Annotated in this window: 28 protein-coding genes and 1 pseudogene; 17 read left to right on the top strand and 12 right to left on the bottom strand. The window is 45.3% G+C overall.

Annotated elements, in window-relative coordinates; genetic code table 11:
- The 7 genes from tusB (at position 1) to bfr (ending at position 6,054) form a co-directional block, all read left to right on the top strand.
- The gene (tusB, locus tag LYZ37_RS13380) at positions 1-276 is read left to right on the top strand and encodes a sulfurtransferase complex subunit TusB (RefSeq protein WP_272785816.1); all 276 of its coding nucleotides are present in this window, start codon (positions 1-3) and stop codon (positions 274-276) included.
- Positions 277-464: 188 nt separating this feature from the next.
- Positions 465-839, top strand: a complete 375-nt coding sequence (gene rpsL, locus LYZ37_RS13375) for a 30S ribosomal protein S12 (RefSeq protein ID WP_004399892.1) — start codon at positions 465-467, stop codon at positions 837-839.
- Between the two features lie 97 nt (positions 840-936).
- Entirely contained in the window at positions 937-1,407 is a 471-nt protein-coding gene (gene rpsG, locus LYZ37_RS13370) for a 30S ribosomal protein S7 (protein ID WP_004415829.1), read from the top strand.
- Positions 1,408-1,563: 156 nt separating this feature from the next.
- Entirely contained in the window at positions 1,564-3,666 is a 2,103-nt protein-coding gene (gene fusA, locus LYZ37_RS13365) for an elongation factor G (RefSeq protein ID WP_272785815.1), read from the top strand.
- 150 nt (positions 3,667-3,816) lie between these two features.
- Entirely contained in the window at positions 3,817-5,001 is a 1,185-nt protein-coding gene (tuf, locus tag LYZ37_RS13360; RefSeq protein WP_272785814.1) for an elongation factor Tu, read from the top strand.
- A 308-nt stretch (positions 5,002-5,309) separates the two neighbouring features.
- Entirely contained in the window at positions 5,310-5,498 is a 189-nt protein-coding gene (locus LYZ37_RS13355; RefSeq protein WP_272785813.1) for a (2Fe-2S)-binding protein, read from the top strand.
- Between the two features lie 73 nt (positions 5,499-5,571).
- The gene (bfr, locus tag LYZ37_RS13350) at positions 5,572-6,054 is read left to right on the top strand and encodes a bacterioferritin (RefSeq protein WP_171324812.1); all 483 of its coding nucleotides are present in this window, start codon (positions 5,572-5,574) and stop codon (positions 6,052-6,054) included.
- An 89-nt stretch (positions 6,055-6,143) separates the two neighbouring features.
- Here bfr and LYZ37_RS13345 read toward each other — a convergent pair whose 3' ends face one another.
- Both LYZ37_RS13345 and LYZ37_RS13340 read right to left on the bottom strand, forming a co-directional pair.
- Positions 6,144-6,503 (bottom strand): diacylglycerol kinase, encoded by a 360-nt coding sequence (locus LYZ37_RS13345; RefSeq protein ID WP_004747100.1) that lies wholly within the window; start codon positions 6,501-6,503, stop codon positions 6,144-6,146.
- Positions 6,500-8,131, bottom strand: coding sequence for a phosphoethanolamine transferase (locus LYZ37_RS13340; protein WP_272785811.1), 1,632 nt, complete (start codon positions 8,129-8,131; stop codon positions 6,500-6,502). The genes LYZ37_RS13345 and LYZ37_RS13340 overlap by 4 nt, the downstream gene beginning before the upstream one ends.
- Before the next feature lie 394 nt (positions 8,132-8,525).
- On the opposite strand from LYZ37_RS13340, the gene rpsF reads away from it, so the two are divergent.
- Genes rpsF through rplI form a run of 4 tightly spaced genes read left to right on the top strand, consistent with a single transcriptional unit; the run spans position 8,526 to position 9,944 of the window.
- Positions 8,526-8,906 carry a 30S ribosomal protein S6 gene (gene rpsF / locus LYZ37_RS13335; RefSeq protein ID WP_005451516.1) on the top strand — a complete coding sequence of 127 codons (381 nt, stop codon included), beginning with the start codon at positions 8,526-8,528 and terminating at the stop codon, positions 8,904-8,906.
- Between the two features lie 8 nt (positions 8,907-8,914).
- Positions 8,915-9,217, top strand: a complete 303-nt coding sequence (gene priB, locus LYZ37_RS13330) for a primosomal replication protein N (protein ID WP_171324820.1) — start codon at positions 8,915-8,917, stop codon at positions 9,215-9,217.
- Positions 9,218-9,233: 16 nt separating this feature from the next.
- Positions 9,234-9,461 (top strand): 30S ribosomal protein S18, encoded by a 228-nt coding sequence (gene rpsR, locus LYZ37_RS13325; protein WP_000090472.1) that lies wholly within the window; start codon positions 9,234-9,236, stop codon positions 9,459-9,461.
- A gap of 30 nt (positions 9,462-9,491) precedes the next feature.
- Positions 9,492-9,944 (top strand): 50S ribosomal protein L9, encoded by a 453-nt coding sequence (gene rplI, locus LYZ37_RS13320; RefSeq protein ID WP_004747108.1) that lies wholly within the window; start codon positions 9,492-9,494, stop codon positions 9,942-9,944.
- Between the two features lie 84 nt (positions 9,945-10,028).
- Here rplI and LYZ37_RS13315 read toward each other — a convergent pair whose 3' ends face one another.
- Positions 10,029-10,751: a DUF481 domain-containing protein gene (locus LYZ37_RS13315; protein ID WP_420794633.1), complete on the bottom strand. Its 723-nt coding sequence runs from the start codon at positions 10,749-10,751 to the stop codon at positions 10,029-10,031.
- 215 nt (positions 10,752-10,966) lie between these two features.
- Here LYZ37_RS13315 and LYZ37_RS13310 point away from each other — a divergent pair, with 215 nt between their 5' ends.
- Genes LYZ37_RS13310 through LYZ37_RS13300 form a run of 3 tightly spaced genes read left to right on the top strand, consistent with a single transcriptional unit; the run spans position 10,967 to position 14,646 of the window.
- Positions 10,967-12,379, top strand: coding sequence for a replicative DNA helicase (locus LYZ37_RS13310; protein WP_004747112.1), 1,413 nt, complete (start codon positions 10,967-10,969; stop codon positions 12,377-12,379).
- Positions 12,380-12,382: 3 nt separating this feature from the next.
- A complete protein-coding gene (gene alr, locus LYZ37_RS13305; RefSeq protein ID WP_272785809.1) occupies positions 12,383-13,468 on the top strand; it encodes an alanine racemase in 1,086 nt (361 codons plus the stop codon).
- Between the two features lie 2 nt (positions 13,469-13,470).
- On the top strand, positions 13,471-14,646 hold the full coding sequence (locus tag LYZ37_RS13300; protein ID WP_272785808.1) for a BamA/TamA family outer membrane protein: 1,176 nt from the start codon (positions 13,471-13,473) through the stop codon (positions 14,644-14,646).
- Between the two features lie 68 nt (positions 14,647-14,714).
- Here LYZ37_RS13300 and LYZ37_RS13295 read toward each other — a convergent pair whose 3' ends face one another.
- The 3 genes from LYZ37_RS13295 to LYZ37_RS13285 all read right to left on the bottom strand — a co-directional run bounded on the left by LYZ37_RS13295 (position 14,715) and on the right by LYZ37_RS13285 (position 17,102).
- Entirely contained in the window at positions 14,715-15,365 is a 651-nt protein-coding gene (locus LYZ37_RS13295) for a helix-turn-helix transcriptional regulator (RefSeq protein ID WP_272785807.1), read from the bottom strand.
- 64 nt (positions 15,366-15,429) lie between these two features.
- Positions 15,430-16,710 carry an L-cysteine desulfidase family protein gene (locus tag LYZ37_RS13290; protein WP_272785806.1) on the bottom strand — a complete coding sequence of 427 codons (1,281 nt, stop codon included), beginning with the start codon at positions 16,708-16,710 and terminating at the stop codon, positions 15,430-15,432.
- An 11-nt stretch (positions 16,711-16,721) separates the two neighbouring features.
- On the bottom strand, positions 16,722-17,102 hold the full coding sequence (locus tag LYZ37_RS13285; protein WP_004747122.1) for a Rid family detoxifying hydrolase: 381 nt from the start codon (positions 17,100-17,102) through the stop codon (positions 16,722-16,724).
- Between the two features lie 250 nt (positions 17,103-17,352).
- Here LYZ37_RS13285 and LYZ37_RS13280 point away from each other — a divergent pair.
- A pseudogene (locus LYZ37_RS13280) lies at positions 17,353-18,085 on the top strand (AzlC family ABC transporter permease).
- Between the two features lies 1 nt (position 18,086).
- A complete protein-coding gene (locus tag LYZ37_RS13275; RefSeq protein ID WP_272785804.1) occupies positions 18,087-18,407 on the top strand; it encodes an AzlD domain-containing protein in 321 nt (106 codons plus the stop codon).
- 58 nt (positions 18,408-18,465) lie between these two features.
- Here LYZ37_RS13275 and LYZ37_RS13270 read toward each other — a convergent pair whose 3' ends face one another.
- Positions 18,466-18,891, bottom strand: coding sequence for a secondary thiamine-phosphate synthase enzyme YjbQ (locus tag LYZ37_RS13270; RefSeq protein ID WP_272785803.1), 426 nt, complete (start codon positions 18,889-18,891; stop codon positions 18,466-18,468).
- A 297-nt stretch (positions 18,892-19,188) separates the two neighbouring features.
- Here LYZ37_RS13270 and pgi point away from each other — a divergent pair, with 297 nt between their 5' ends.
- Entirely contained in the window at positions 19,189-20,841 is a 1,653-nt protein-coding gene (gene pgi, locus LYZ37_RS13265) for a glucose-6-phosphate isomerase (RefSeq protein ID WP_272785802.1), read from the top strand.
- 491 nt (positions 20,842-21,332) lie between these two features.
- On the opposite strand, the gene LYZ37_RS13260 is transcribed toward pgi, so the two are convergent.
- The 5 genes from LYZ37_RS13260 to zrgA all read right to left on the bottom strand — a co-directional run bounded on the left by LYZ37_RS13260 (position 21,333) and on the right by zrgA (position 25,803).
- Positions 21,333-22,229: a TIGR03899 family protein gene (locus LYZ37_RS13260; RefSeq protein WP_272785801.1), complete on the bottom strand. Its 897-nt coding sequence runs from the start codon at positions 22,227-22,229 to the stop codon at positions 21,333-21,335.
- 299 nt (positions 22,230-22,528) lie between these two features.
- On the bottom strand, positions 22,529-23,002 hold the full coding sequence (locus LYZ37_RS13255; RefSeq protein ID WP_415668821.1) for a DUF3299 domain-containing protein: 474 nt from the start codon (positions 23,000-23,002) through the stop codon (positions 22,529-22,531).
- A gap of 27 nt (positions 23,003-23,029) precedes the next feature.
- Entirely contained in the window at positions 23,030-24,289 is a 1,260-nt protein-coding gene (locus tag LYZ37_RS13250) for an ABC transporter permease (RefSeq protein WP_272785799.1), read from the bottom strand.
- Positions 24,286-24,993 (bottom strand): ABC transporter ATP-binding protein, encoded by a 708-nt coding sequence (locus LYZ37_RS13245; RefSeq protein ID WP_272785798.1) that lies wholly within the window; start codon positions 24,991-24,993, stop codon positions 24,286-24,288. The genes LYZ37_RS13250 and LYZ37_RS13245 overlap by 4 nt, the downstream gene beginning before the upstream one ends.
- Positions 24,994-25,050: 57 nt before the next feature.
- Positions 25,051-25,803 (bottom strand): zinc uptake protein ZrgA, encoded by a 753-nt coding sequence (gene zrgA / locus LYZ37_RS13240; RefSeq protein ID WP_272785797.1) that lies wholly within the window; start codon positions 25,801-25,803, stop codon positions 25,051-25,053.
- Between the last annotated feature and the right edge of the window lie 37 nt (positions 25,804-25,840).

The following is a 25,840-nucleotide window of genomic DNA, read 5'->3' as shown; positions in this document are numbered from 1 at the left end:
ATGTTACATATCGTTAAAACGGTTCAAGCACTAGAAGAAGTGAGCCGAGTGGCTACTGAAACAGATAAAGTGCTGCTGGTGGAGCAAGCCGTCTATGCCGCAAACCCGCAGCACCTTGCTTTTCCTCGTGTGAAAGGGCTCAAGACCTCTGTGCTAGAGGCTGATATTGAGGCACGTGGTATTGCCAATCGAATCAGTCCTTCTATTGTTCGAGTGGACTTTGAAGGCTTTGTTGAACTGACCGTTGAACAGCCCAATTCTGTTACGTGGGAATAGTTTCATTTCCCCACTATCCCGTGTCGTTTTCCTTTTACACTTATTTCGCCAAAATTGAGCAAAAAAGATCCGTATATTTCTTGACACACCTCTCACCTCTGAATAGAATTTTGCGTCCCTAAGTGCCACTGGCAGTTAGGGATAGATTTTTCACAAAGCTTACTTTCAAGTAAATCAGGAGCTAGTTAATGGCAACTATTAACCAGTTGGTACGTAAGCCTCGTGCAAAGCAAGTTGTTAAAAGCAACGTGCCTGCACTAGAAGCGTGTCCACAAAAACGTGGTGTATGTACTCGTGTTTACACTACTACACCTAAAAAACCTAACTCAGCACTTCGTAAAGTATGTCGTGTTCGTCTAACGAACGGCTTCGAAGTGACTTCGTACATCGGTGGTGAAGGTCACAACCTTCAAGAGCACTCAGTTGTTCTAATCCGTGGCGGTCGTGTAAAAGACCTTCCGGGTGTACGTTACCACACAGTTCGCGGCGCACTAGACTGTGCTGGCGTTAACGACCGTAAGCAAGGTCGTTCTAAGTACGGTGTTAAGCGTCCAAAATCTTAATGGTATCCGTTAAGTAAGGCCAAACACTAAATTATTTTTAATTTTTGAAGAAACTGAAAAGTTTTGGATAACCTGAAGAAGACAACGGAGAAAATCCATGCCACGTCGTCGCGTCATCGGTCAGCGTAAGATCCTTCCAGATCCAAAGTTCAAATCTGAACTGCTGGCAAAATTCGTTAACATCCTAATGGTTGACGGTAAGAAATCTACTGCAGAGAAAATTGTTTACACTGCACTAGATGCAATGGCTGAGAAATCTGGTAAAGATCACTTAGCTGTATTTGAAGAAGCTCTTGAAAATGTTCGCCCAGCGGTAGAGGTTAAATCTCGCCGTGTAGGTGGTTCAACTTACCAAGTACCTGTAGAAGTACGTCCGGTTCGCCGTAACGCACTTGCTATGCGTTGGTTGGTTGAAGCTGCGCGCAAGCGTGGTGAAAAATCTATGGCTCAACGCCTAGCTGCTGAAATGCTAGACGCGTCTGAGAACAAAGGTACTGCGGTTAAGAAACGTGAAGACGTTCACCGCATGGCTGACGCAAACAAAGCGTTCGCACATTACCGTTGGTAATACCTTTCAGTGCCGCGGGAACCCTCGCGGCGCTACTCTAGTTCCTATGCGCAAGCCTAGGAACTATTGCTATATCTAGGGCCTGTGAAAATTGGTCTATTATGGATAAAAACTGCCTAGAAATAGCAATAGTCCCTAATTCAAGAGGATTCAATCGTGGCTCGTAAAACACCTATTGAGCGCTACCGTAATATTGGTATCGTCGCTCACGTAGACGCAGGTAAAACAACCACAAGTGAACGTATTCTGTTCTATACTGGTCTTTCTCATAAAATCGGTGAAGTTCACGATGGCGCTGCTACCATGGACTGGATGGAGCAGGAGCAAGAGCGTGGTATCACAATCACCTCTGCGGCAACCACTACTTTCTGGCGTGGTATGGATGCACAATTCCAAGACCACCGCATCAACATTATCGATACTCCTGGACACGTTGATTTCACGATCGAAGTAGAGCGTTCACTGCGCGTACTTGATGGTGCTGTTGTTGTGTTCTGTGGTTCATCGGGTGTTGAACCTCAATCTGAAACTGTATGGCGTCAAGCTGACAAGTACCACGTTCCTCGTATGGTATTTGTTAACAAAATGGACCGTGCAGGTGCTGACTTCCTACGCGTTGTTGATCAAATCAAAAACCGTCTTGGTGCGAACCCTGTTCCTATCCAACTTAACGTTGGTGCGGAAGATGACTTCAAGGGTGTGATTGACCTAATCAAGATGAAGATGATCAACTGGAGTGAAGCTGACCAAGGTACAACCTTCACTTACGAAGAGATTCCAGCAGACATGCAAGAGCTTGCTGAAGAGTGGCACAACAACCTAGTTGAGTCAGCGGCAGAAGCTAGCGAAGAGCTAATGGACAAGTATCTTGAAGAAGGCGAACTAACGGAAGCTGAAATCAAGCAAGCACTGCGTACACGCACACTAAATAACGAAATCGTACTGGCCACTTGTGGTAGTGCGTTCAAGAACAAAGGTGTTCAAGCGGTACTCGATGCAGTGGTTGAATTCTTGCCATCACCAATCGACGTTCCAGCGATTAAAGGTGTGGATGACAACGAGAAAGAAGTTGAGCGTCATGCAGACGACAACGAACCGTTCTCAGCATTAGCATTCAAGATCGCAACTGACCCATTCGTAGGTACGCTGACCTTTATGCGTGTTTACTCTGGTGTGGTGAACTCTGGCGACGCAGTCTACAACTCTGTGAAGCAGAAGAAAGAACGCTTTGGTCGTATCGTACAGATGCACTCAAACAAGCGTGACGAAATTAAAGAAGTTCGCGCGGGCGATATTGCAGCAGCAATCGGCCTTAAAGACGTGACAACAGGTGACACGCTATGTGACCAGAACCACAAAGTGATTCTGGAACGCATGGAGTTCCCTGATCCGGTAATTCAGATCGCGGTAGAGCCTCGCTCTGTTGCCGATCAAGAGAAGATGGGTATTGCTCTAGGTAAACTAGCGGCAGAAGATCCATCATTCCGCGTAGAAACGGACGACGAAACAGGTCAGACACTGATCTCAGGTATGGGTGAGCTTCACCTAGATATCATCGTTGATCGTATGAAACGTGAATTCAGCGTTGACTGTAATGTTGGTAAACCTCAGGTTGCGTACCGTGAAACAATCCGTGGCAGCGCGGAAGTTGAAGGTAAATTTGTACGTCAATCTGGTGGTCGTGGTCAGTATGGTCACGTATGGATCAAACTGGAGCCATCTGAACCTGGCGAAGGTTTTGTCTTTGTTGACGAAATTGTGGGTGGTGTTGTTCCTAAGGAATACATCAGCTCGGTAGCGAAAGGTATCGAAGAGCAAATGAACAGCGGTGTTCTAGCGGGTTATCCTGTGCTAGATATTAAAGCCACTCTGTTTGATGGTTCTTACCACGATGTTGACTCTAACGAGATGGCGTTTAAGATCGCTGGCTCGATGGCATTCAAGAAGGGTTCATTAGAAGCACAGCCTGTTCTTCTTGAGCCAATGATGAATGTTGAAGTAACCACTCCTGAAGATTGGATGGGTGATGTTGTTGGTGACCTTAACCGCCGTCGCGGTATGATCGAAGGTATGGACGATGGTGTGGCTGGTATTAAGATCATCCGCGCTCAAGTACCACTATCTGAGATGTTTGGTTACGCAACGGATCTTCGCTCTGCAACTCAGGGCCGTGCGTCTTACTCTATGGAGTTTAACGAGTACGCTGAAGTACCGAAAAACTTTGCAGATAAAATCATGGCGGACCGTGGTTACGTATAAACGCCTTGAACTGAAAAAAAGTCTAGCTTTTTTTAAAGATCAATGCGTCCAAATATTGCGCTGACATGCGTTGGCGCATAAAATAGCAAATTCTGGCGCGTCTCGATCAATTCGGATCGTGGCGAATCATAACTAGGAAGGAACACGATCGTGTCTAAAGAAAAATTTGAACGTACTAAACCGCACGTTAACGTTGGTACTATCGGCCACGTTGACCACGGTAAAACAACTCTAACTGCTGCAATCTGTACTACTCTAGCTAAAGTGTACGGCGGTGAAGCGAAAGACTTCGCATCTATCGATAACGCTCCAGAAGAGCGTGAGCGCGGTATCACAATCGCAACTTCTCACGTTGAGTACGACACTCCAACTCGTCACTACGCACACGTAGACTGTCCAGGACACGCGGATTATGTTAAAAACATGATCACAGGTGCTGCACAGATGGACGGTGGTATCCTAGTTGTTGCTGCGACAGATGGCCCAATGCCACAAACTCGTGAGCACATCCTACTAGGCCGTCAGGTTGGTATCCCATACATCATCGTATTCATGAACAAATGTGACATGGTTGACGATGAAGAGCTACTAGAACTAGTAGAAATGGAAGTTCGTGAACTTCTATCTGAGTACGACTTCCCAGGTGATGACCTACCAGTTATCCAAGGTTCTGCACTTGGCGCACTAAACGGCGAGAAGCAGTGGGAAGACAAGATCGTTGAGCTTGCAGAAGCACTAGATTCTTACATCCCAGAGCCAGAGCGTGCAATCGATCAGCCATTCCTAATGCCTATCGAAGACGTATTCTCTATCCAAGGTCGTGGTACAGTAGTAACTGGTCGTATCGAGCGCGGTATCCTAACTGTAGGTGACGAAGTAGAAATCGTTGGTATCAAAGAGACAACAGTAACAACATGTACTGGTGTTGAAATGTTCCGTAAGCTTCTAGACGAAGGTCGTGCGGGTGAGAACGTTGGTGCACTTCTACGTGGTACTAAGCGTGACGAAGTAGAGCGTGGTCAAGTACTAGCTGCTCCTAAGTCAATCAACCCACACACTAAGTTTGAGTCAGAAGTATACGTACTGTCTAAAGATGAAGGTGGTCGTCACACTCCATTCTTCAAAGGCTACCGTCCACAGTTCTACTTCCGTACAACTGACGTAACTGGTAACATCGAGCTACCAGAAGGCGTAGAAATGGTAATGCCAGGCGATAACATCAAGATGACTGTTGAACTAATCGCTCCAATCGCGATGGACGAAGGTCTACGTTTCGCAATCCGCGAAGGTGGCCGTACAGTTGGTGCTGGTGTTGTTGCTAAGATCTTCGACTAATTCTTCGGAATTATTTGAAATCTTGCACACTTCTTCTTTTTTGAAGAACGCGCATTAGAGAAAGGGAAGCTTCGGCTTCCCTTTATCGTTTTTGGTTATAAGGCTTGATTCGCTTTAACTTCTCTAACTCACTGAAAAGACGTCTTCATTTTTCTACACTTGTTTCTCTACAGTTTAAGTCTTTGAAACTCGTCATCTCACACTAAAACGATATAACAAAATGTTCTGGTTATTTCTTCAATACAACTAGTAACGATAACAATTCTTGTTTATATTTATTCTCGCAAGTAGTAAGTGGAAGTATTTTTATGTTCGTATGTCTTTGTCATGGGATTTCAGACAAGAAAATTAGGAAGTTAGCGATTGATGAAGGCGTAACTGATATCAAAGGAATTAAAAAATGTACGGCATTGGGTAGCCAATGTGGTAAGTGCATTAAGATGACCAAAGAAATTTTAGCCGAAACAGCGTACTTACAAGTGAAACAAGCCAGCTAATTTATCGCTGAGCTTTTTGACACCTTCTCATTTGGAACTAGATTTATAAGAGCCAAAGAGGAGGGCTTATGTCATGAAAGGCGATCCAATCATAATCCAACATCTCAATAAAGTGCTCGGTAATGAGCTCATCGCTATCAACCAATACTTTCTCCACGCACGAATGTATAAAGACTGGGGTCTTAAGCATTTAGCTGACAAGGAATATCACGAATCAATTGATGAAATGAAACATGCGGATCATTTGATCGAACGAATTCTGTTCCTTGAAGGGCTACCGAATATGCAAGATCTCGGGAAGCTGATGATTGGTGAAGATGCCAAAGAGATGCTTGAGTGCGATTTAAAACTAGAGATGGCAGCAATTCCAGATCTGAAAAACGCTATTGCTTATGCGGAAGACATTCACGATTACGTCTCTCGCGATCTGTTCCAAGATATCCTAGAAGACGAAGAAGAGCATGTTGATTGGCTTGAGACACAACTTGGCTTGATTGATATGACAGGTATTCAGAACTACCTACAAGCGCAATATGTCGATGAGGATGAAGATTGATTACATCTTTGCAGAGATAAAAAGATCCCCAATAGTTGCTGTCCAACTATTGGGGGTCACTTCATTTAGTCAGGGATTTTATACTTTGGTTAGCCAAATAATATCAGACCCCAAGTGACTACCACCAAAGAGAGAGCAACAAATACAGCAGCAGAGCCGATATCCTTCGCGCGTCCGCTGAGCTCGTGATACTCAGAGCCTACGCGGTCAACAACCGCTTCTATCGCCGAGTTAAGCAATTCAACCAAAACCACAATAAACAGCGTTGCGATCATGACCACTTGTTCAAGTTTTGTCACAGGCAGGAAAAAGGTCGCCGTTGCCATGATGATCAGCAATATCACCTCTTGGCGAAATGCAGCTTCGTAACGCCATGCTGCCGTTAACCCTTTTATTGAGTAACCAGTAGCGTCAATAATTCGTTTGATACCGGTTGCACCTGGCTTCATTGGTTTTCTCCTTGGGTTAAACAAGTGGCAAATATATCAAGCTCTGCGTTGTACTCGCTGGTCGTAATATCCATCAAGCCCAATACAGAGTGGAAGAAGTTATCATGAGATAGCTTTTCATTCGATACTTTCTGCATACATTGTTCATCAAGCTGGTGTTTAGTGACAAATTTGTCTGACATCCAGGTAATCATAGGAACATGAGTTTGATGTTTGGGTGCAATAGATGCCGGCATACCATGGAGATAGACACCATTCTCACCTAAAGACTCACCGTGGTCAGAGACGTACAGCATCGCAGTGTTGAACTTGTCGTCATGTGATTTTAGCTTGTCGATTAACTGGCTAAGTAGGTAATCGGTGTAAAGCAGAGAGTTGTCATATGTGTTCATCAACTCTTCTAGGCTACAATTTTGGATGTCCGCCGTATCACAGGTTGGAGTAAACTTTCTAAATTCTTCAGGGTAGCGCTTATAGTAGGTTGGCCCGTGACTACCAAGTAGGTGCAGGACAATAACTCCGTCGGTATCCAGTGAGTTAATGTGCTCATCTAACCCTTCAAGCAGAATCCCGTCAAAGCAAGTTCCCCACTGACAATACTTCTCTTGCACTTTTACTTGTTCGTGGCCATTAATATAAGTAATACGGTCGCACGTACCTTTACAACCACTATTGTTGTTCTTCCATAACACGTCGACACCCGCATGATCGAGGATATCAACGACACTATCTTGTCGGCGTGCTTTAGAAGCGTTGTAAGAGGATTTGGTCATGTTCGAGAACATGCATGGCACAGATACCGCAGTGCAGGTACCGCAAGAGGTGACGTTAGGGTAATTGATCACACCTTCTTGCTTGGCTAAAAACGCATTGGTTTCTTTTTCATAGCCATTAAAAGAGGAGTTTTCTGCACGGGAGGTCTCTCCGATCACTAACACGACTAGGTTTTTGCGCGGATTATCTTGGTTGCGGTTTACAGCGTCAGTGCCTATTTGAACATAAGGTAGATTTGCTTCGTACCAGCGCTTGTTCACAACGCGCGCTGTGGCTGTTATATAGTTGGTTGGGTTTAAAGCCGATCCAAGCTCGCTGTTGTTGCGTAGCAGCGATGCATAGTCTTTAAAGTAGACCGAAGCGATACAAGCAACAATTAAAACAGATACCATTAAGCTTGCGAATTTTAGCAGTAGCTCTTTTCCTATGTGGCGGAATTCAACCTTAACTCGGCTAAGCAGCAGTAGCGGTAAGATCGCGAGAGCGAAGTACCAAATGAAGGCTGACATAGAAAGGTAACTGGTTGCTTCATGAGTGTCTGTTTCTATAACACTGACAATCATCCCATAGCTGAGTACGATCCCGTACTGATGCATCGCGTAAGTGGCAGCAGCGGAGATAAGTATAATGACGCTAACGATAAGGCGATGGATCAAAGGCCAGGTCAGTAGAGTAAAGAGGACATTCATGATCGCCAAGACAACAATTGGCAGTGTGAGCTTTAGCCCCCATGAGGCCTCGGGCATAGTGGCAAAGATTGAATTGACTCTTTCCCAAAGTGCAATGTTTTGGAACAGAGTAAAAAATAGGGCGATTACTAGAGTGTAGGTAACACTGTTCATGCGTATCTTCATTATTATCACCAATAGGTAAGAAGTCATACCAAATGAAATTTGTCGCCATTATCCATATTAGTGATGAAAAGTGAAGGTGGTTTGGTGTCAAATTTATGCCAATTGGTTAGTAGATAAAAGAACTAATGATACTTTTATCTAGATAGGTACTTTATCTTAATGGTTGTCAGGTTGAGTCATCTCGGTTCTTGAGGCGTTGATTTGACATTGGCTAGTTAGGCTAAGCTGTTGAGATTGGTGAGTTAAACTCGCGACCTTCTTTTTCTCTTGCTTAAACTGCTTTCTTTCTGTACTATTCGTGCTCCTTAAAACTCGGTCAATTTTCTTTAGTTCCTTGCTTCCTCTGGACGACCGGGCCATTTGTGGAAGCTGAATAATCCGTAAGGAGCAACCAATGCGTCATTACGAAATCGTATTCATGGTGCACCCAGATCAAAGCGAGCAAGTTGCTGGCATGATCGAGCGTTACACTGGTTCAATCACTGAAGCTGGCGGTAAAATCCACCGTCTAGAAGACTGGGGCCGTCGTCAACTGGCTTACCCAATCAACAAGCTTCACAAAGCTCACTACGTTCTAATGAACGTTGAAGCTGACCAAGCTGTAATCGATGAGCTAGAAACTGCTTTCCGTTTCAACGATGCAGTTCTACGTAACATGATCATGCGTACTAAAGCGGCTATCACTGAGCAATCTATCATGCTTAAGCAGAAAGAAGAGCGTGCTCCTCGTCGCGAAGAGCGTGCTGAAGCTAAGCCAGAAGCAGCTGCTGAGTAATCAATCTTATGACCAATCGAATGGAGCTCTCTGGCACCATTGCCAAGCCGCCCATTCGTAGTAAAAGCCCAGGTGGCATAGAACACTGTCGATTTTGGCTAGAGCATCGCTCTACTGTTATCGAAGCTGACTTACCGAGACAAGTTTATTGTCGTATGCCGGTTGTTGTTAGCGGGCAAAGGTCACAAGCATTAACTCAGAATTTAGTACAAGGCAGTAGCATTAAGGTAGGTGGCTTTGTCACTTATCAAACCGGCCGAAATGGCGTTGGTAAATTAGTGCTTCATGCCGACAACATTACTCAAATTTAAGATCAGGAGATAGCCCATGGCTCGTTTCTTCCGTCGTCGTAAATTCTGCCGTTTCACTGCAGAAGGCGTACAAGAGATTGATTACAAAGACGTAGCAACTCTTAAAAACTACATCACTGAAGCTGGTAAAATCGTACCTAGCCGTATCACTGGTACAAGCGCTAAGTACCAACGTCAACTAGCTCGCGCTATCAAGCGTTCACGCTACCTAGCTCTACTTCCGTACACTGACAAGCATCAGTAATCGGTTCGTTTTATAAAGAGGAATTAAACAATGCAAGTTATTCTACTTGATAAAATCGGTAAACTAGGTGCTCTAGGCGAAACTGTAAACGTTAAATCTGGCTACGCTCGTAACTTCCTTATCCCTCAAGGTAAAGCAGTTATGGCTACTAAAGCTAACGTTGAAATGTTCGAAGCACGTCGTGCTGAACTAGAAGCTAAAGCTGCTGAGCAACTAGCTGCTGCAGAAGCACGCGCTGAAAAGATCAACGCTCTTGAAGCTGTTGTTCTAGCGTCTAAAGCTGGTGACGAAGGTAAACTATTCGGTTCTATCGGTACTCGCGACATCGCTGATGCAATCACTGCAGCTGGCGTTGAAGTGGTTAAGAGCGAAGTTCGTCTTCCTGAAGGCGCACTACGTAACATCGGTGAGTTCGAGATCAGCGTTCAACTTCACTCTGAAGTTTTCGCGTCAGTTAACCTACAAGTTGTTGCTGCTGAGTAATTCAGTATCAAGACGTATTTTAAAAGCACCTCTTAGAGGTGCTTTTTTTATATCTGTAGGATAGGAAAGTCAGGGTCTTTGAGGTTAGAAGGCAAACAGCAGATTGACTGAAAACATGCTGTCTGCTTTAAACAGCCCTTCTGGGACTTTATCGTGGTATTGACGCGAGTAGGCTAATTTAAGAGCAATAGTTTCTGTAATGTCATTAGAGATACTTAAGTCCGTATCTGTTCGGGTATTACTTCGCCCTGAAACGACAGTCACGGATGCAGTCACCGCTAGGTTGTCTAACGCTTGCCATTTTGTATTGAGATTGCCACGAAATATCCCTTCCTGAACGATATCCGGGAAGATGATGTCGTCATCGTCTATCTCATCTTTGTTGGGCTCTTGATAGCGAAAACCGGGACCAAATTCGAACTCCAGTAAGAAGGTTTCCGTGTTGGCAAATTGATAACCCAAACCACCAGATAAAGTGTAATCCTTAAAGTAAGCGCTGTAGCGCGAGTCAACACCTTTGAAACTGCCATAGAGGTAGGACTTAGGGCCCAACTTATAGTCGCTTTGTGCACTGTAGCTTGATTGGCGCTTATCCTCTTCACCATCTTTGTATAAAAGATAGTACTTCCACTCACCGTTAGTCCGGTGGCGACCTTTGACATATTCAGCACTGAGGCGAGAATTGAGCGAGCGAGAGTCTGAGTTTCCACTGTGTGACTGGTAGCCAAATTCAACTTCAGAGCTCCAAGGGGAAGGAAGTTCAATATCCGTGTTGTTATGTCCTTCATCATCGGCATAGGCGAGCATAGAGCTCATTAGACCTGCACTCATTAGCCAAAATTTAGACACTCACTACCTCTATATTGATGAAACCAACGACGCAATAGTAGATTCAAATTGATTGAATCCCGTCAACAAGAGGTTAATTCTACATTAGAACTCGACAAAGTAATGCATAAGTACAGACAAGTGCTTCATTCTCGTTATAATTAGCGATCTATAGCAAGTTGTTGAGCAGACCCATGGCCGAAGCGAAAGTAGATAATCGAAACAAAAAGTTTAACGATGCACAAGTTGATGCGATAAAAGTTCCTCCCCATTCGTTAGAAGCAGAGCAGTCTGTCATTGGCGGCCTTCTTCTAGATAATGAGCGTTGGGATACTGTAGCAGAACGTGTCGTTGCAAAAGATTTCTATAGTCGTCCGCATCGCCTAATCTTTGAGGGCGTGAAAGCGATTCTTGAAGACAACAAACCGCTCGACCTGATTACCCTTTCAGAGTTTCTCGAACTGCGCGAGCAGCTTGAAGACGTAGGTGGTTTTGCTTACCTTGCTGACCTAGTTAAAAACACGCCAAGTGCGGCGAATATCAATGCTTATGCTGAGATTGTTGCCGAGCGTGCTTTGGTTCGCGATCTGATTGGTGTGGCCAACGAAATTGCGGATGCCGGTTATGACCCTCAAGGGCGTGGTTCTGAAGACTTACTTGATCTTGCTGAAAGTAAAGTCTTCGCTATTGCTGAGTCTCGAACTAACGAGAACGAAGGCCCGCAAAACGTCGATAATATTCTTGAAAAAACCCTCGAACGTATCGAACTGCTATACAAAACGCCACAAGATGGGGTAACAGGTGTTGATACAGGTTTTACTGACCTCAACAAGAAGACTGCTGGTCTGCAAGGTTCTGACTTAGTGATTGTTGCCGCGCGTCCATCTATGGGTAAAACCACTTTTGCGATGAACTTGTGTGAAAACGCGGCCATGGTGCAAGAAAAGCCCGTGCTGATTTTCTCGCTGGAGATGCCTGCGGAACAGATCATGATGCGTATGCTGGCATCGCTTTCTCGCGTTGACCAAACCAAGATTCGTACCGGTCAACTTGATGACGAGGATTGGGCGCGTATCTCTTCTACCATGGGTATCCTGATGGAGAAGAAGAACATGTACATCGATGACAGCTCGGGCCTAACGCCAACGGAAGTGCGCTCTCGTGCTCGCCGTATTGCACGTGATCATGGTGGCCTATCAATGATCATGGTCGACTACCTTCAGCTCATGCGTGTACCTGCTCTATCTGATAACCGTACCTTGGAAATCGCCGAGATTTCTCGCTCACTTAAAGCGCTAGCAAAAGAATTGAATGTCCCTGTAGTGGCACTTTCGCAGTTGAACCGTTCCCTAGAGCAACGTGCTGACAAACGCCCGGTTAACTCGGACCTTCGTGAATCAGGCTCTATCGAGCAGGATGCCGACTTGATCATGTTTATCTATCGTGACGAGGTATATAACCCAGATAGTTCAATGAAAGGCACGGCAGAGATTATTCTTGGTAAGCAACGTAACGGTCCTATTGGTTCGGTTCGCTTAACTTTCCAAGGCCAATGGTCACGCTTTGATAACTACGCAGGTCCTGCGTTTGATATGGATGACGAATAACGCATGAGCTACATGAAAGCAGCGACGGCGTTTATTAATCTCGAAGCGTTAGAGCACAACCTAAAACAGATTAAACAGCAAGCTCCAAACAGCAAAGTGATGGCGGTTGTAAAGGCCAATAGCTACGGTCATGGCCTGCGCCACATTGCTAAGAACGCCAAAGGTGCGGATGCTTTTGGTGTTGCTCGCATTGAAGAAGCGCTACAGCTAAGAGCGTGTGGTGTGGTTAAGCCCATTTTATTGCTTGAGGGCTTTTACTCTCAAGGCGATCTACCCGTTCTAGTTACTAACAACATTCAAACTGTGGTTCACTGTGAAGAGCAGTTACAAGCGCTTGAACAAGCTGAGCTTGAGACGCCAGTGGTTGTTTGGCTCAAAATTGACAGCGGAATGCATCGTCTGGGTGTCAGACCAGAGCAGTACACAGAGTTTGTCACTCGTTTAAAAGCGTGTCGCAATGTCGCTAAGCCGCTACGTTACATGAGCCATTTTGGTTGTGCTGATGAGCTAGATAGAGCGACCACCAATGAGCAAACCGAACTGTTCCTAACTTTGACCGAAGGGTGTGAAGGCGAGCGTTCATTAGCCGCATCGGCTGGACTGCTTGCTTGGCCTGATAGCCAGTTGGATTGGGTTCGCCCTGGAATCATCATGTATGGCGTATCGCCGTTTAATGACAAAACCGCTGAGCAGATGGGCTATCAACCGGTAATGACACTCAAGTCGCATCTCATAGCGGTGCGTGATGTAAAAGCCGGTGAAAGCGTCGGTTATGGCGGAATTTGGACTAGCCAGCGCGATACTAAAGTTGGTGTGATTGCGATTGGCTACGGTGATGGTTACCCAAGAACGGCACCAAATGGCACACCCGTGTTGGTCAATGGACGTAAAGTGCCGATTGCAGGTCGAGTCTCAATGGACATGCTCACCGTTGATTTAGGGGCTGATGCACAAGATAAAGTGGGCGATGAAGCGATCCTGTGGGGTAAAGACCTCCCCGCAGAAGAGGTGGCTTGCCATATAGGTACTATTGCCTACGAACTGGTGACTAAGCTAACGTCACGTGTTGATATGGAATATTCCAACTGACTATGTACCAAAAAATCACGACAGTGCTGGCCTTAAGTGCCAGCCTTTTTGTCTCAAGCCCTGCATTAAGTGAAGAGAAAGATTCGGCTTTTCTGCCGTTTTACTTCAGTACTGAAACTTTAGGTAATACCGTTGGTATTGCAGGGGTTGCCAAAGGGGTAGGGCAACCGCAAGCGGCCTTGTTTGGGGCTGCCTTGTACACAGACAAAAAAAGCTATGTCACGTTTCTTTCGGCTTTCAACTACGCACTGACTGATCAGCTACTAGTTAGCTCCCAGCTGTATAAAGCGCAATTTAATCAAAACCCTTACTACATCGGTGATCAAGGTAACAACGATTCCGTAGCAAGTGATAAGACGACCACTAATGGCTTAGAGCAGAACTACGAGGTAGAGTTTAAGTATCTATTGCCATGGGGTAATGTTGCACAAAATGGTTTGCTAGGTGTCTTTCAGCCTATTCGTGATGTCAGTTTTGCCTCACCACTTGAATCTGGTGTGAGCTCAATTAGCCTGACTCCTTTCTATTCCTCGCGCCGATTGGACATCAATAACACCACTGAAAAATCGACTGGATTTGAACTGATCCTTGATTGGGATAACCGCGACAGTGTGCGTAATCCAACTAAGGGCTCACACACGGCGTTGACGACAACAGTCGGGGCGCATAGCTGGCAAAGCGAAGACCGTTGGACTAAGGTTGAGTTTCAGAACAGCCAATACTTTGCGTTGGGCCCGCTTGGTGAGTTATTTGATCAACAAGTTCTAGCGTTTGATTTTTACACTGCGGATACACCCAACTGGAATAACGAAAGACCACCAGAGCAAGAGCAGGTGAGTCTAGGTGGGCTGTATCGATTACGCGGCTATACCAGCGGGCGATTCCACGGACGAAGTGCGGTGCATTATTCTGCTGAGTATCGAGTGATCCCTGAATGGCAACCTCTCGATGAGATCCCACTGATCAATTACTACGACTTACCGTGGTGGCAATGGGTGTTTTTTGCCGAAGCAGGTCGAGTGGCCGATCAATACGATCTTAAGACGCTGCATAAAGATATGAAATGGAACTTAGGTGGGGCGGTTCGCTTCCAAGTAGAAGGGATCGTTGTACGTGCAGAGTACGCACAAGGCGCCGATGAAGGCACTTTCAGAGTGATGATCAATCAGCCCTTCTAGTCGACTCATTCACCACTTTCAGGCAAGGGGCGGTTAACTGACTGCCCCTTTCTATTTTCTTCGCTTAGTTACGCTTCTTTCTTAAACTGTCGTAGGTAGCGATAAACAGTATCAGGGGAGATTCCAATCTCTTGTGCTGCTATCGAGACGGCATCTTTAACGTTAAACAACCCTTCACTATACATTTTACGAACGATTTCTTTGGTACGCTTTGCCTTAGTGAGCCCCATACTGTCGACTTGCGATGTAAACTTAGCAATCGAAGTAGCCAACATATCATTGGCACTCGGAGAAAAGACTTCCGGTGATTCAGTAATGGCATCAAAAGACACTCCGGCTGGCAGCATGGCACTGATCACAGCATGCATTGGAGCATCCATGTCAGTGTTGATGCACAGCATTGCGATGGGAGTCCCCTTGTCGTTAGAAATAATGGTAGTGACAGAGCGAATCATCTTTCCGCAAATTGAGCGAGTAAAGTAAGGCTTTGTGACTTGCTTGCCATCTTTAAGTTTTTCTATCGCGAGGTTAGTGATTGGAGCACCAACAGAACGTCCAGTTACATGGCCATTGGCTATTTTGACTATCGATGGGTTGTCGATATCTAGTGAATGCAGAGCCACTTCAGTGTGCTCACCATACATTACAGCAATACCATCAACAATATTGTAGGTAGAGCGGATAATTGCCTTATCTGAATCGGAAAGATTAACTAACATTATGTCCTCAAAAAAAGCCATCACAAAAAGTGATGGCTTAACTTAGTGATGGTTTATCATCGTATTATGCAGACATAATTTCAATGATCTGATTGTCAGTAACGTTCATTCCTAGGCTAATCATTCGACCCACGTTGCGAATCGTGGTTTCAATGTTGTCAGAAATAACACCTTGGTTAGCTGCTGCATGATTGCGCATTGCCATCATCACAGATTTCACCGCGGCGGTTGTGGAGCTTCCAACTTTCATTGCACAGGTCGCTTTTGCCCCATCACAAACCATACCTGAAGTATCACTAAGTACATTCTGAATTGCGTAGCAGCATTGTTCATATGTCCCCCCCGCGAGATAGACCATCGCCATAGCGGCTGCAGAACTGGTCACTGTGTTACCACAAAATGCTGACAACGGTGGGTAAAATGACTTCATGTAGATGGCACCTAAGTGGCTCATCACCAATGCACGGCAGGTCTTTTCATCATCCGCATTTTTGTGCTCAGCCATAAAAACCACAGGTACGGTCGCAGCAATACCTTGGTTGCCTGAGCCATAGTTACTCATCGCAGGCAGTGAGGCGCCCCCCATACGAGCATCGCTTGCCGCTGAAGTGTATTTGACGATGTTTTCTGTTAGCGATGTGCCACACATCAAGTCATCGCCATCCATAGAACGACCAACTTGAAGGCCATATTGGTTGACCATGCCTTCTTGGGACAGCGCCATATTGAGGTTTTTCGCCTCAAGCATAAAACTAATATCAGAGAATGGAACATTGACTGCGAAATCATAAATTTGTTTCATTGAGATATCGACACCTTCACAGATAGAAGCGGTTCCAGCGCAGCTAGCGTCGTTATCAACTTGCATCGCAAAAGTGATTTCACCATTCAGACGCTCTTCGATAATACGAGTGTGACCACCACTGATAATAATTTCTGACGTGTTCCCAGCGGCAGTAGCAACCGCACGGCAGAAAATAAAATCATCGGCTTCAACGCGATTAACCCTAATCAGCTCTTGATCAATAAGACGCTGAGCTTTATCGACATCTTTTGGAGTGATATTGGCTAATACTTGTAAGTCTGCATTTGCATCCCCTGCAACATAGCCACAAGCCGCCGCAATGTGTAGGCCTATCTTACCCGTACGCGGGACAAATACGCCCATCGAGTTTTTGTAAAGGTTGTCGGAAACACTGATTTCAAGAGATTCAAGTGGTTGGTTGTCAAGTCGAGCGCTTGCAACAGCAGCAGCGTAGGCCGCTGAAATTGGTTCAGTACAGCCAAGAGCTGGCTTTACTACAGACTTGATGATCTCGATGTATTTGTTCCATTGCTCTGACATAGTTTTAACCCTTATTTTTTATGAGCGATTGCTTCAACTTCGACTAAGACGCCCATAGGAAGATCTTTAACTGCGAAGCAGCTGCGTGCTGGGCAATCGGTTTTGAATACCTCTGCGTACACAGCATTAAACGCAGCGAAATCTTCAATGTTAGCTAGGTAACAGGTTGTTTTTAGAACTGTTTCAGCACTACCACCTGCTGCTTCTAGAACGGCCACTAAGTTTTCAAGAGACTTTTTCGATTGCTCAGTAATACCACCTTCCACTACACCACCAAGTGCTTTACATACTGGTAATTGACCCGAGGTGAAAATGAGGTTTTCAAATGTCGTACCGTGTGAGTAAGGGCCGATGGCTTCAGGTGCACTTGGTGCGGTTACTAATGATTTCATACTTGTTCCTAATTTTGGTATTACACAATACCTTTTTCTTGTGTGTTCAAGTAATATTGCAAATTTAGTTGCATTTAACAAGTCTTGGAAATTGATTTAAGTCAATGCTGTTTCTTTAAGTTCCTTTTATTTAAAGGGTTGGTTGTGTTTTTTGATCTTGATTGTCTTTTCAAATAATTTTGCATATTTTATATTGAAAAATTATTTGATGTGGAATATATTCGCTCAAAACTTACACAGAGACACTGTTATGAAAGGTAAATTAATCAAAGCGGGCTTAACCGCGATTGCTCCACTTTGCTTAGGGGCATTCCCATTTTCATTTATCGTTGGCGCACTGAGTATTCAGTCTGGAATGGATGTCGTACAAAGTACTCTTTGGTCTTTTACTGTATTTGCGGGTTCTGCCCAAATGGTGGCGTTAGGGCTATTGCAAAATGGCGCGAGTATTGCCGTGATTGCTTTAACCACTTTTATTATCAATTTTACGCCATGTGCTCTATAGCGCTTCTTTGTCTGAGCATGTCAAACAATACCCACTCCATATCCGTTTCTTAATGTCTTATGGCTTAACGGATGAAGTGTATGCATCAAGCATCACCGAAATGAAAAAAGAGAAAGAAGGTCGACATTGGTTTTACCTAGCGGTGATGGGAGGCTTTTGGGCTAACTGGGTGCTAGCGAACTGTGCAGGTGCACTCATTGGTGCCTCTTTCCCTGATATTACCAACTACGGATTAGAGTTTGCGATGGTTGCAGCCTTTATCGCGATTGTTATTCCACAAGTGAAAAGCCGCGAATGTATTGTCGCCGCGCTTGTTGCGACGTTTGCGGGCATCTTGCTTTCTGGTTTGCCTCACTCATTAGGTCTTGTAATCGCTGCCGCTTTAGGTGTATTCGCTGGCTATCAAATGGATTTATCTACTGAAAAGCAACAACTTGAATCTGAAACTACATTGAAAGCACAAACTGAGGGCGCATAACATGGAAACATCAACCTTCATTCTACTGACTGTGTCTATGGCGATTGTGACTGTCGCGATTCGTTTTAGTGTGATTGCTTTTGCGGGGTCATTTGAAATGTCTCCACGTTTAAAGAAAACGCTGCGTTTTGTTCCTGTCACCGTGTTACCTGCCATTATTGCGCTAGAGATTCTGGGTACAGGATCCGAAATTGCCTTTAACTTGGAAAACCCTAAAGTGTTGGCTGCCATAGTATGTACTCTAGTTAGCCTAAGATTCGACCTTGTTTGGGTCGTGGTGAGTGGCGTCGCCTCACTACTTTTCTTCCAAGCGATTCTATAACTTACTTCTAATTATTAACCCTACACTGAAAACGGAGCCAATGGCTCCGTTTTTCTTGTTAGTACAACTCACCTTGTAAGGTCGCAATAATTGTCCGGCTGCCGCCATAATCGCGATGCTCTCCCAAATAGACTCCCTGCCAAGTCCCGAGTGCCAGTCTGCCCTGACTAATCGGAATCAGCACACTACAGCCTAATGTCGAGGCTTTAATATGAGCGGGCATATCGTCATCCCCTTCATAGGTGTGCTTGTAATAAGGTGCACGCTCTGGAACTGAGTGATTGAAATGATTTTCCATATCGTGTCTCACGGTTGGATCAGCGTTTTCATTGATGGTTAAGCTTGCCGAGGTATGCTGAATAAATAACTGTAATAAACCGACAGAATAATCAGATATTTGAGGTAATTGTTGTTCAATTTCATCGGTAATAAGATGAAAACCGCGCTGCTTAGCTGGGATTTGAATGATTTTTTGAGTCCACATATGGATGTCTGCTTACAATTTGAACTTGAGCTCTCGTTAAGCTTGCTCTAGGTTAGTGATACAATCCTAAGCGCTCATATGACGTTTGTTTAGTTTTGAAGCAGGGAACGTGACCTAACTCAATGTGAGTGAGAGTCGCCTACGTCATAATGTGCGCTTGAAAAAAAATTACAAAGTCTTGTTTTGTGGCATTTTGCCCTAACATACCTAATATTATTATTTTGCTTAATCGGGGATTCCACCAGTTTTCGCTAGGCTGTATGGAATAAAACCTACTGTAACATCGGGATAGTAACCATGTTGAAAAATATCAATCCAACGCAAACACAAGCTTGGAACGCGCTAACGGCGCACTTCGAATCTGCACAAGATATGGATCTAAAAGATCTGTTTGCACAAGATGCAGCACGTTTTGATAAATTCTCTACGCGTTTCGGCAATGACATTCTAGTTGATTACTCTAAAAACCTAATCAATGAAGAGACCATGAAACACCTGTTCGCGTTAGCAAACGAGACTGAGCTTAAAGCTGCAATCGAAGCGATGTTCAGTGGTGAAGCGATCAACCAAACAGAAGGGCGCGCAGTGCTTCATACTGCACTACGTAACCGTAGCAACAAGCCTGTAATGGTTGGTGGCGAAGATGTGATGCCAGCGGTCAATGCAGTGCTAGAAAAAATGAAATCGTTCACTGAGCGTGTTATCGGCGGTGAGTGGAAAGGCTACACAGGTAAAGCGATTACTGACGTAGTGAACATCGGTATCGGTGGTTCTGACTTAGGTCCTTACATGGTGACGGAAGCGCTTGCACCATACACAAACCACCTAAATCTGCACTTCGTGTCTAACGTTGATGGTACTCACATCGTTGAGACACTAAAGAAAGTAAACCCAGAAACGACGCTCTTCTTGGTTGCCTCTAAGACATTTACTACGCAAGAAACCATGACCAACGCGCACAGTGCTCGTGACTGGTTCCTTGAGTCGGCAGGCGATGAAGCGCACGTTGCTAAGCACTTCGCTGCACTATCAACGAATGCATCAGCGGTATCTGAATTTGGTATCGATACAGACAATATGTTTGAGTTCTGGGACTGGGTTGGTGGCCGTTACTCACTATGGTCAGCGATCGGTCTGTCAATTGCACTAGCGGTTGGTTACGACAACTTCATTGAGCTACTTGATGGCGCTCATGAAATGGATAACCACTTTGCATCGACTGAACTAGAAAGTAACATTCCAGTTATCCTTGCTCTTGTTGGTCTATGGTACAACAACTTCCACGGCGCTGAGTCTGAAGCAATCTTGCCTTACGATCAGTACATGCACCGTTTTGCTGCTTACTTCCAGCAAGGCAACATGGAATCTAATGGTAAGTATGTAGACCGTGACGGTAACGCAGTGACTTACCAAACTGGCCCAATCATTTGGGGTGAGCCAGGTACTAACGGTCAGCACGCGTTCTACCAGCTAATTCACCAAGGTACTAAGCTGATCCCATGTGATTTCATTGCACCAGCAATCAGCCACAACCCTGCAGGCGATCACCACCAGAAGCTAATGTCTAACTTCTTTGCTCAAACAGAAGCACTAGCATTTGGTAAAGATGAAGCAACAGTGAAAGCGGAGTTTGCCAAAGCAGGCAAGAGCGAAGAAGAAGCGGCGACACTAGCACCATTCAAAATATTTGAAGGGAACCGCCCAACGAACTCTATCCTAGTGAAGCAAATTACTCCGCGTACGCTAGGTAACTTGATTGCGATGTACGAGCACAAGATTTTTGCTCAAGGCGTTATCTGGAATATTTTCAGCTTCGACCAGTGGGGTGTTGAGCTAGGTAAACAGCTAGCTAACCAAATCCTGCCTGAGCTTGCTGATGAGTCGGCAATTAGCTCGCACGATAGCTCGACGAATGGCCTGATTAACGCATTTAAAGCGTTCAAAGCTTAATAGCCGTCATACTTGAAGCGGCAGCGTTGTTGATTGCGTAAGTTCACCCAAATCGAATAGAGCCCCTATGCTCATTGGGCTGAACTTACTTGTCGCCTAGCTGCCACTCCAATTATTTAGGCTATCCAAATCTTATAACGCCAACCTTAGGGTTGGCGTTTTTTGTTTTGGAAAGCGGGAACGCTGCGCTTCTGGATAACGGGGTCGGACTTCGTCCTTCGAGAGAAAAGCTGTCATTCCATAGACTGACGAAGGAAGGAGTAGGGAATCTCATAGAGTATTCGACTTGCTTTAAGAGATCCCCAACTCACTCGTTCCTCATTCTCGGGGATGACAAATCAATAGATTTAAATAAGATTTGGGAAGCGCGAACGCTGCGCTTCTGGTAACGGGAGCGGACTTCGTCCTGCTAGAAAACGAGAATTGATTTCCTGCTAACCTCAAGCAATGATGACTCTCCAGCTCTCTAGCTCTCCAGCTCTCCAGCTCCCCTAAACCGTCGTATCCACACTTGGCTGAGCATCTGTGCTGGCAGTAAATTTCTGGCTCAGTAGGGCAACCATTTGATCGTAGTATTGCATGTTGGGTTTGTTGCCAAGCAATTTACATAGCTCATTACCAGTTGGGCTGAAACGATAGTAAAGCAAGCGTACGCCCTTGCTATGGGCTTGAAGTGACAGCTTTTTGCCTTGGTAGGTTAACGGAAGTGGAGAGTCGAGCTCAATTTCACCCGATTCGAGTTCTGTGCCGTGCATTAAACCGAGTTCAAATAACACAAGCAGACTAGAGTAGGGCAGTTGGAAGTTACCGACGTTGATATTGCCGGTGATATTGCGCTTACCAAAACTGAAAATGCCGCCTTGGGCGCGATAACCGACAAGTAACTTGCGGCTGTTATCACCGCCAAAACTACAGGCAAGTGCAGCGGCACGTTGGAGGATTTGCGCTTCTTTTGGCGTCATGTCTTGCAGGACTTTCAACGCTTTCATTGACGTTGAACCGGGGTTGGTTACTTCACGTTTTAACACCTGAGCCCATAGGCGCTGCATGGAGTGATTGTGGACTTCTTGCGCCATATCGAAAAAGCGGTACAGCCAATCTTGGTCAGGATCACCTGCGGTTTCATCTTTACATGAGATATGAGCAAGCTTAAGAATTTGTTCGAGATTTTTCTGCCTTAGCTCTTTGCGCTTACGTTCGCGAATCAAAGCACGCTCAAGCATACTTTTTTCAGGTTTATCACTCTGCAGCAGGGCATCTAAACCATAGGTTTGGGCAATGTTAAGCACGCGACTGGCGCTGTCTTTGATGTAACTCGACTTTTTTTCGTGTCGGTTAGTTTGTTCCGATTGGTGCTCAATGATCACCGGCTTGCTCGTCTCAGACATGCTATTTCCTTAGCCATCAGATGCTTAACGTTAAGTATTAACTGTACCTCGGAACGCGTAAGCCTGCCAGAAAAAGACTGTGAGCCAGTTTATAAAAATATCGCTACCATAAATGATAACAAGTTGTTAAAATTGTTATCGTTAATTTTGAGGGGCTTATGAAGTATTTCAATGAGAATAAACTGAAAAAGCACCTGTCAATTGCCCTACTGTTACTAGTTTACCTAGGTGTACTAAGCTATCTCTCTAGCTATTTGTCCTAATATTGGCAATTAACAGGCTGCTTAATTTTTTAACAATTAGTAGTCATCGTACTCGGCGATCTCTGTGCCTTGTATGACGTATCCTGTTTGCGCCAATTCATGGCTAACCGTTTCTGTTTTTAACGTTCCTATCACGTAAACCACATCCCAAAGCTGCTGCACCGGTGCGCCTTTAGGGAAGTTAACGTAGATAATTTGGTTTGGTGGTGGTGGTGGCACGTGAATACATGCCCCGAAATACGGGACGAGCAGAAATTCCGTCACCATATTTGCATCCCCTTCAAGAGGAATAACAAAGCCCGGGATCTTTACCTTACTGCCGTTTAGCTCCTGTCTTACACTACCGACCATGGATTGTTCCATGCTACCGCCGGAGTGATCGATGGCAGGCATACCATAAGAATCAAACTGGTTGCGCTCACTTTCTGGGATGAGATCAATCCATTCTAAGGTAAGTGTATCTTCTGCGTGACTACTGACGCTTGCGAGACCTAAGGTCATCACAGTCATCAGTATCATGAGTAGTCTTTTCATAATCTAAACTCTTATTGTCATACCGTCGCTGAGCGATTGGCGATATGCTCTAAATGCGGGAATAAAGCCGATAATAGTACCTGCCAGTTGTACTGCCGCCAACAGTATCCACTCATAGTGGGATAAAGCGCTCATCTGTAAGTTAATGCCATAACTCTGTTGAATTATTGGAGCTGCAATAGAGAGCATCGCATAGAGTCCGACGATACCGACAAATAAGCCAATAAAAGTCAGCACACTGGCTTCAAGAATCAGTAAGCTAAAGACATGCCTAGGTCTTGCACCCATCGCGCGAAGAATCGCCATTTCACGGCGACGTTCTTGCAAACTAGTGAGCAGGCTAGACAGCATACCTAACAGACCTGCTATCACAACAAAGACGGATATAGCCATAAGTGCTTGTTCTGCTACGGACATCATGCCCCAGAGTTCGTGGAGGGCGACCCCGGGGAGAATCGCACTGAGCGGCTCTTTAGGGTAAGTATTGATCTGTCTCTGCAAGGCGAATGTTTGAATCTTAGACTTTAAGCCAAGCAACATAGCGGTGATCTGCTTGGGCTGGAAGTTCATCGCTTCCAATTGTTCTGCGCTTGGGTTGTTACCTAAGTTTGCGCCTGACTCCCAGCCCACGTGAATTGCTTCAATCGCTTCCAATGAAACGTGCACGGTTTTATCGACGGGGGTCCCTGTTGGAGCCAAGATGCCAACCACTCTAAATGGGGTGTTGTCATGACGGCTAAAGCCCACATCACTGATGCCATGGGCAATGATCATTTCGCTGCCTATGGTGTAATCCAAAGAGCGTGCGACCTCAGCACCAATCACAGCGTCAAAAAGTCCTTCAAAAGGTTTGCCTTGGCTAAACGCGAGATTTTGCTTCTGACCATAACGATAATGCTCAAAGTAGCTCTGATTGGTCCCCATGACTCGAAAGCCTTTGTGGGAGTCGCCTAGTGAAATGGGTATTGCCCACTTGACTGCGCGATGCTGGCTAAATTCTTGGTAACTTTTCCAATCAATATTGTTGGTGGCATTACCGATGCGAAATACCGAATAAAGCAACAGATTCACTTGGCCAGAACGGCCACCAACAATCAAGTCTGTGCCTGAAATCGTATTGGCGAAACTCTCTTTAGCCTGTGTGCGAATTCGTTCGACACCAAGCAGCAAAACGACGGAAATGGCGACCGTCAGAATAGTCAGTATCGCGGTTACCTTACGGTTACGAACACTTTTCCAAGCTAAGGTAAGTGTGGCTGTCATAGGTTACCTCCCGCTTGGTTGAGTTGCTGAAGATTGATGGTGCGATCAAACAAGGGCTCTAATGTCGGGTCATGACTGACAAAAAGTAGCGTTGAGTCCGCTTGGTTCACTTGGTCAAGTAACAGTTCGATAAAGGCGGTTCGGTTGTCATAATCAAGTGATGAAGTAGGTTCGTCCGCAATGATGATTTTAGGTTTTCCGATTAGAGCGCGAGCGGCAGCCACACGTTGCTGCTGACCGATACTTAACTCGATCACTGGCTTATCAAGCAAGGCCGAAGGTAAACGTAGCTTCGCTAATAATTGTCGAGCATTCGCCACTAAGTCTCCGTCGACTTGTTGGCGACGTAACGAGGAAAATTGACAAGGCAAGGTGACGTTTTCAATCACGCTTAAATAAGGTAGCAAGTTAAACTGCTGGAAGATATAACCGATATGGTTGGCGCGAAATTTGTCTCGTCGACTACCCGACATTTGCGTCAGGTTTTCGCCTAGTACAGCCACTTGTCCGGAAGTTGCGGTGTTTATCCCTGTGAGTAAGCCAAGCAGCGTTGATTTACCACATCCACTAGGTCCTTTAATGAATAGGTGTTCGCCCTGTTGAATCGTTAGAGAGGGGATCTCTAGTGTGGTAGACTCATTACCTGGCCAAGTAAATTGGACTTGATTGAGCTCAACCACTGGTCGATGGCATTTAGTATCCATTATTTGTTTCCAATCGTGAGAGAGGAGCGGCTCAGCATGGCTAAGCCGCTTTATCTATTAAAGAGAAATCTTAGTCTCGCCTTTACCAAGCTCAAGAGCAGCTTGTTTGGTATCAGTTAGCACGTTGATTTTTAATGACTCTGTACTTGGGAACTGTGAGAACCACTGAGTTTCAATGCTGCTTAGTTTCGTCACGTCGCTGCAATCGAAGTGGTATTCAATAGTGAACTCTCCATGGCCGCCATGGTCATGATCGTGACCTTCGTGGTGGTCATGGCCTTTATGGTCATCGTGGTCATGATCGTGACCTTCGTGATGATCGTGGCCCTCATGACTGTCGTGATTATGGCCATCTTCATGCTTGTGTTTATCATGAGCATGCTCATCATGGTGGTCGTGGTCGTGGTCGTGGTCGTGGTCGTGGTCGTGGTCGTGGTCGTGGTCATCATGGTGATCGTGACCTTTGTGATCGTCATGGTCATCACCACCTAGAGTGTGGCTAACCGATTGATGTTCAACTTTACAACCTGCTGCTTTAGCAAGCGTGAAAATGTTAGAAGCTTGCTCTAACTTAGCGACAGCATCTTCAAGCTGATGTTTCTGCTCATCCGTTTTTGGAGCGTGCTCAAAACCAACCACATCGGCGCCTGGAGCAGTGATCTCCATCAGCAGCTCTTTGCCATCTTGGGCAATATTAATTTCCACTTGACCGTGCACATGAGCGCCGTGTTGACGGTAGCCTTCTTCTGCATGTGCCATTGAGCTAATTGCCAGTGTGATTCCTAGAGCGATTGGAGTTACGTTTTTCATTTTAAGTCCTGATTTTAAATTTGAGTAATGCTGTGCT

The sequence above is a fragment of the Vibrio tubiashii genome (assembly GCF_028551255.1).
In the GTDB taxonomy this organism is placed as follows: Bacteria; Pseudomonadota; Gammaproteobacteria; order Enterobacterales; family Vibrionaceae; genus Vibrio; species Vibrio tubiashii_B.
This window is presented reverse-complemented; position numbering and strand designations above follow the sequence as displayed.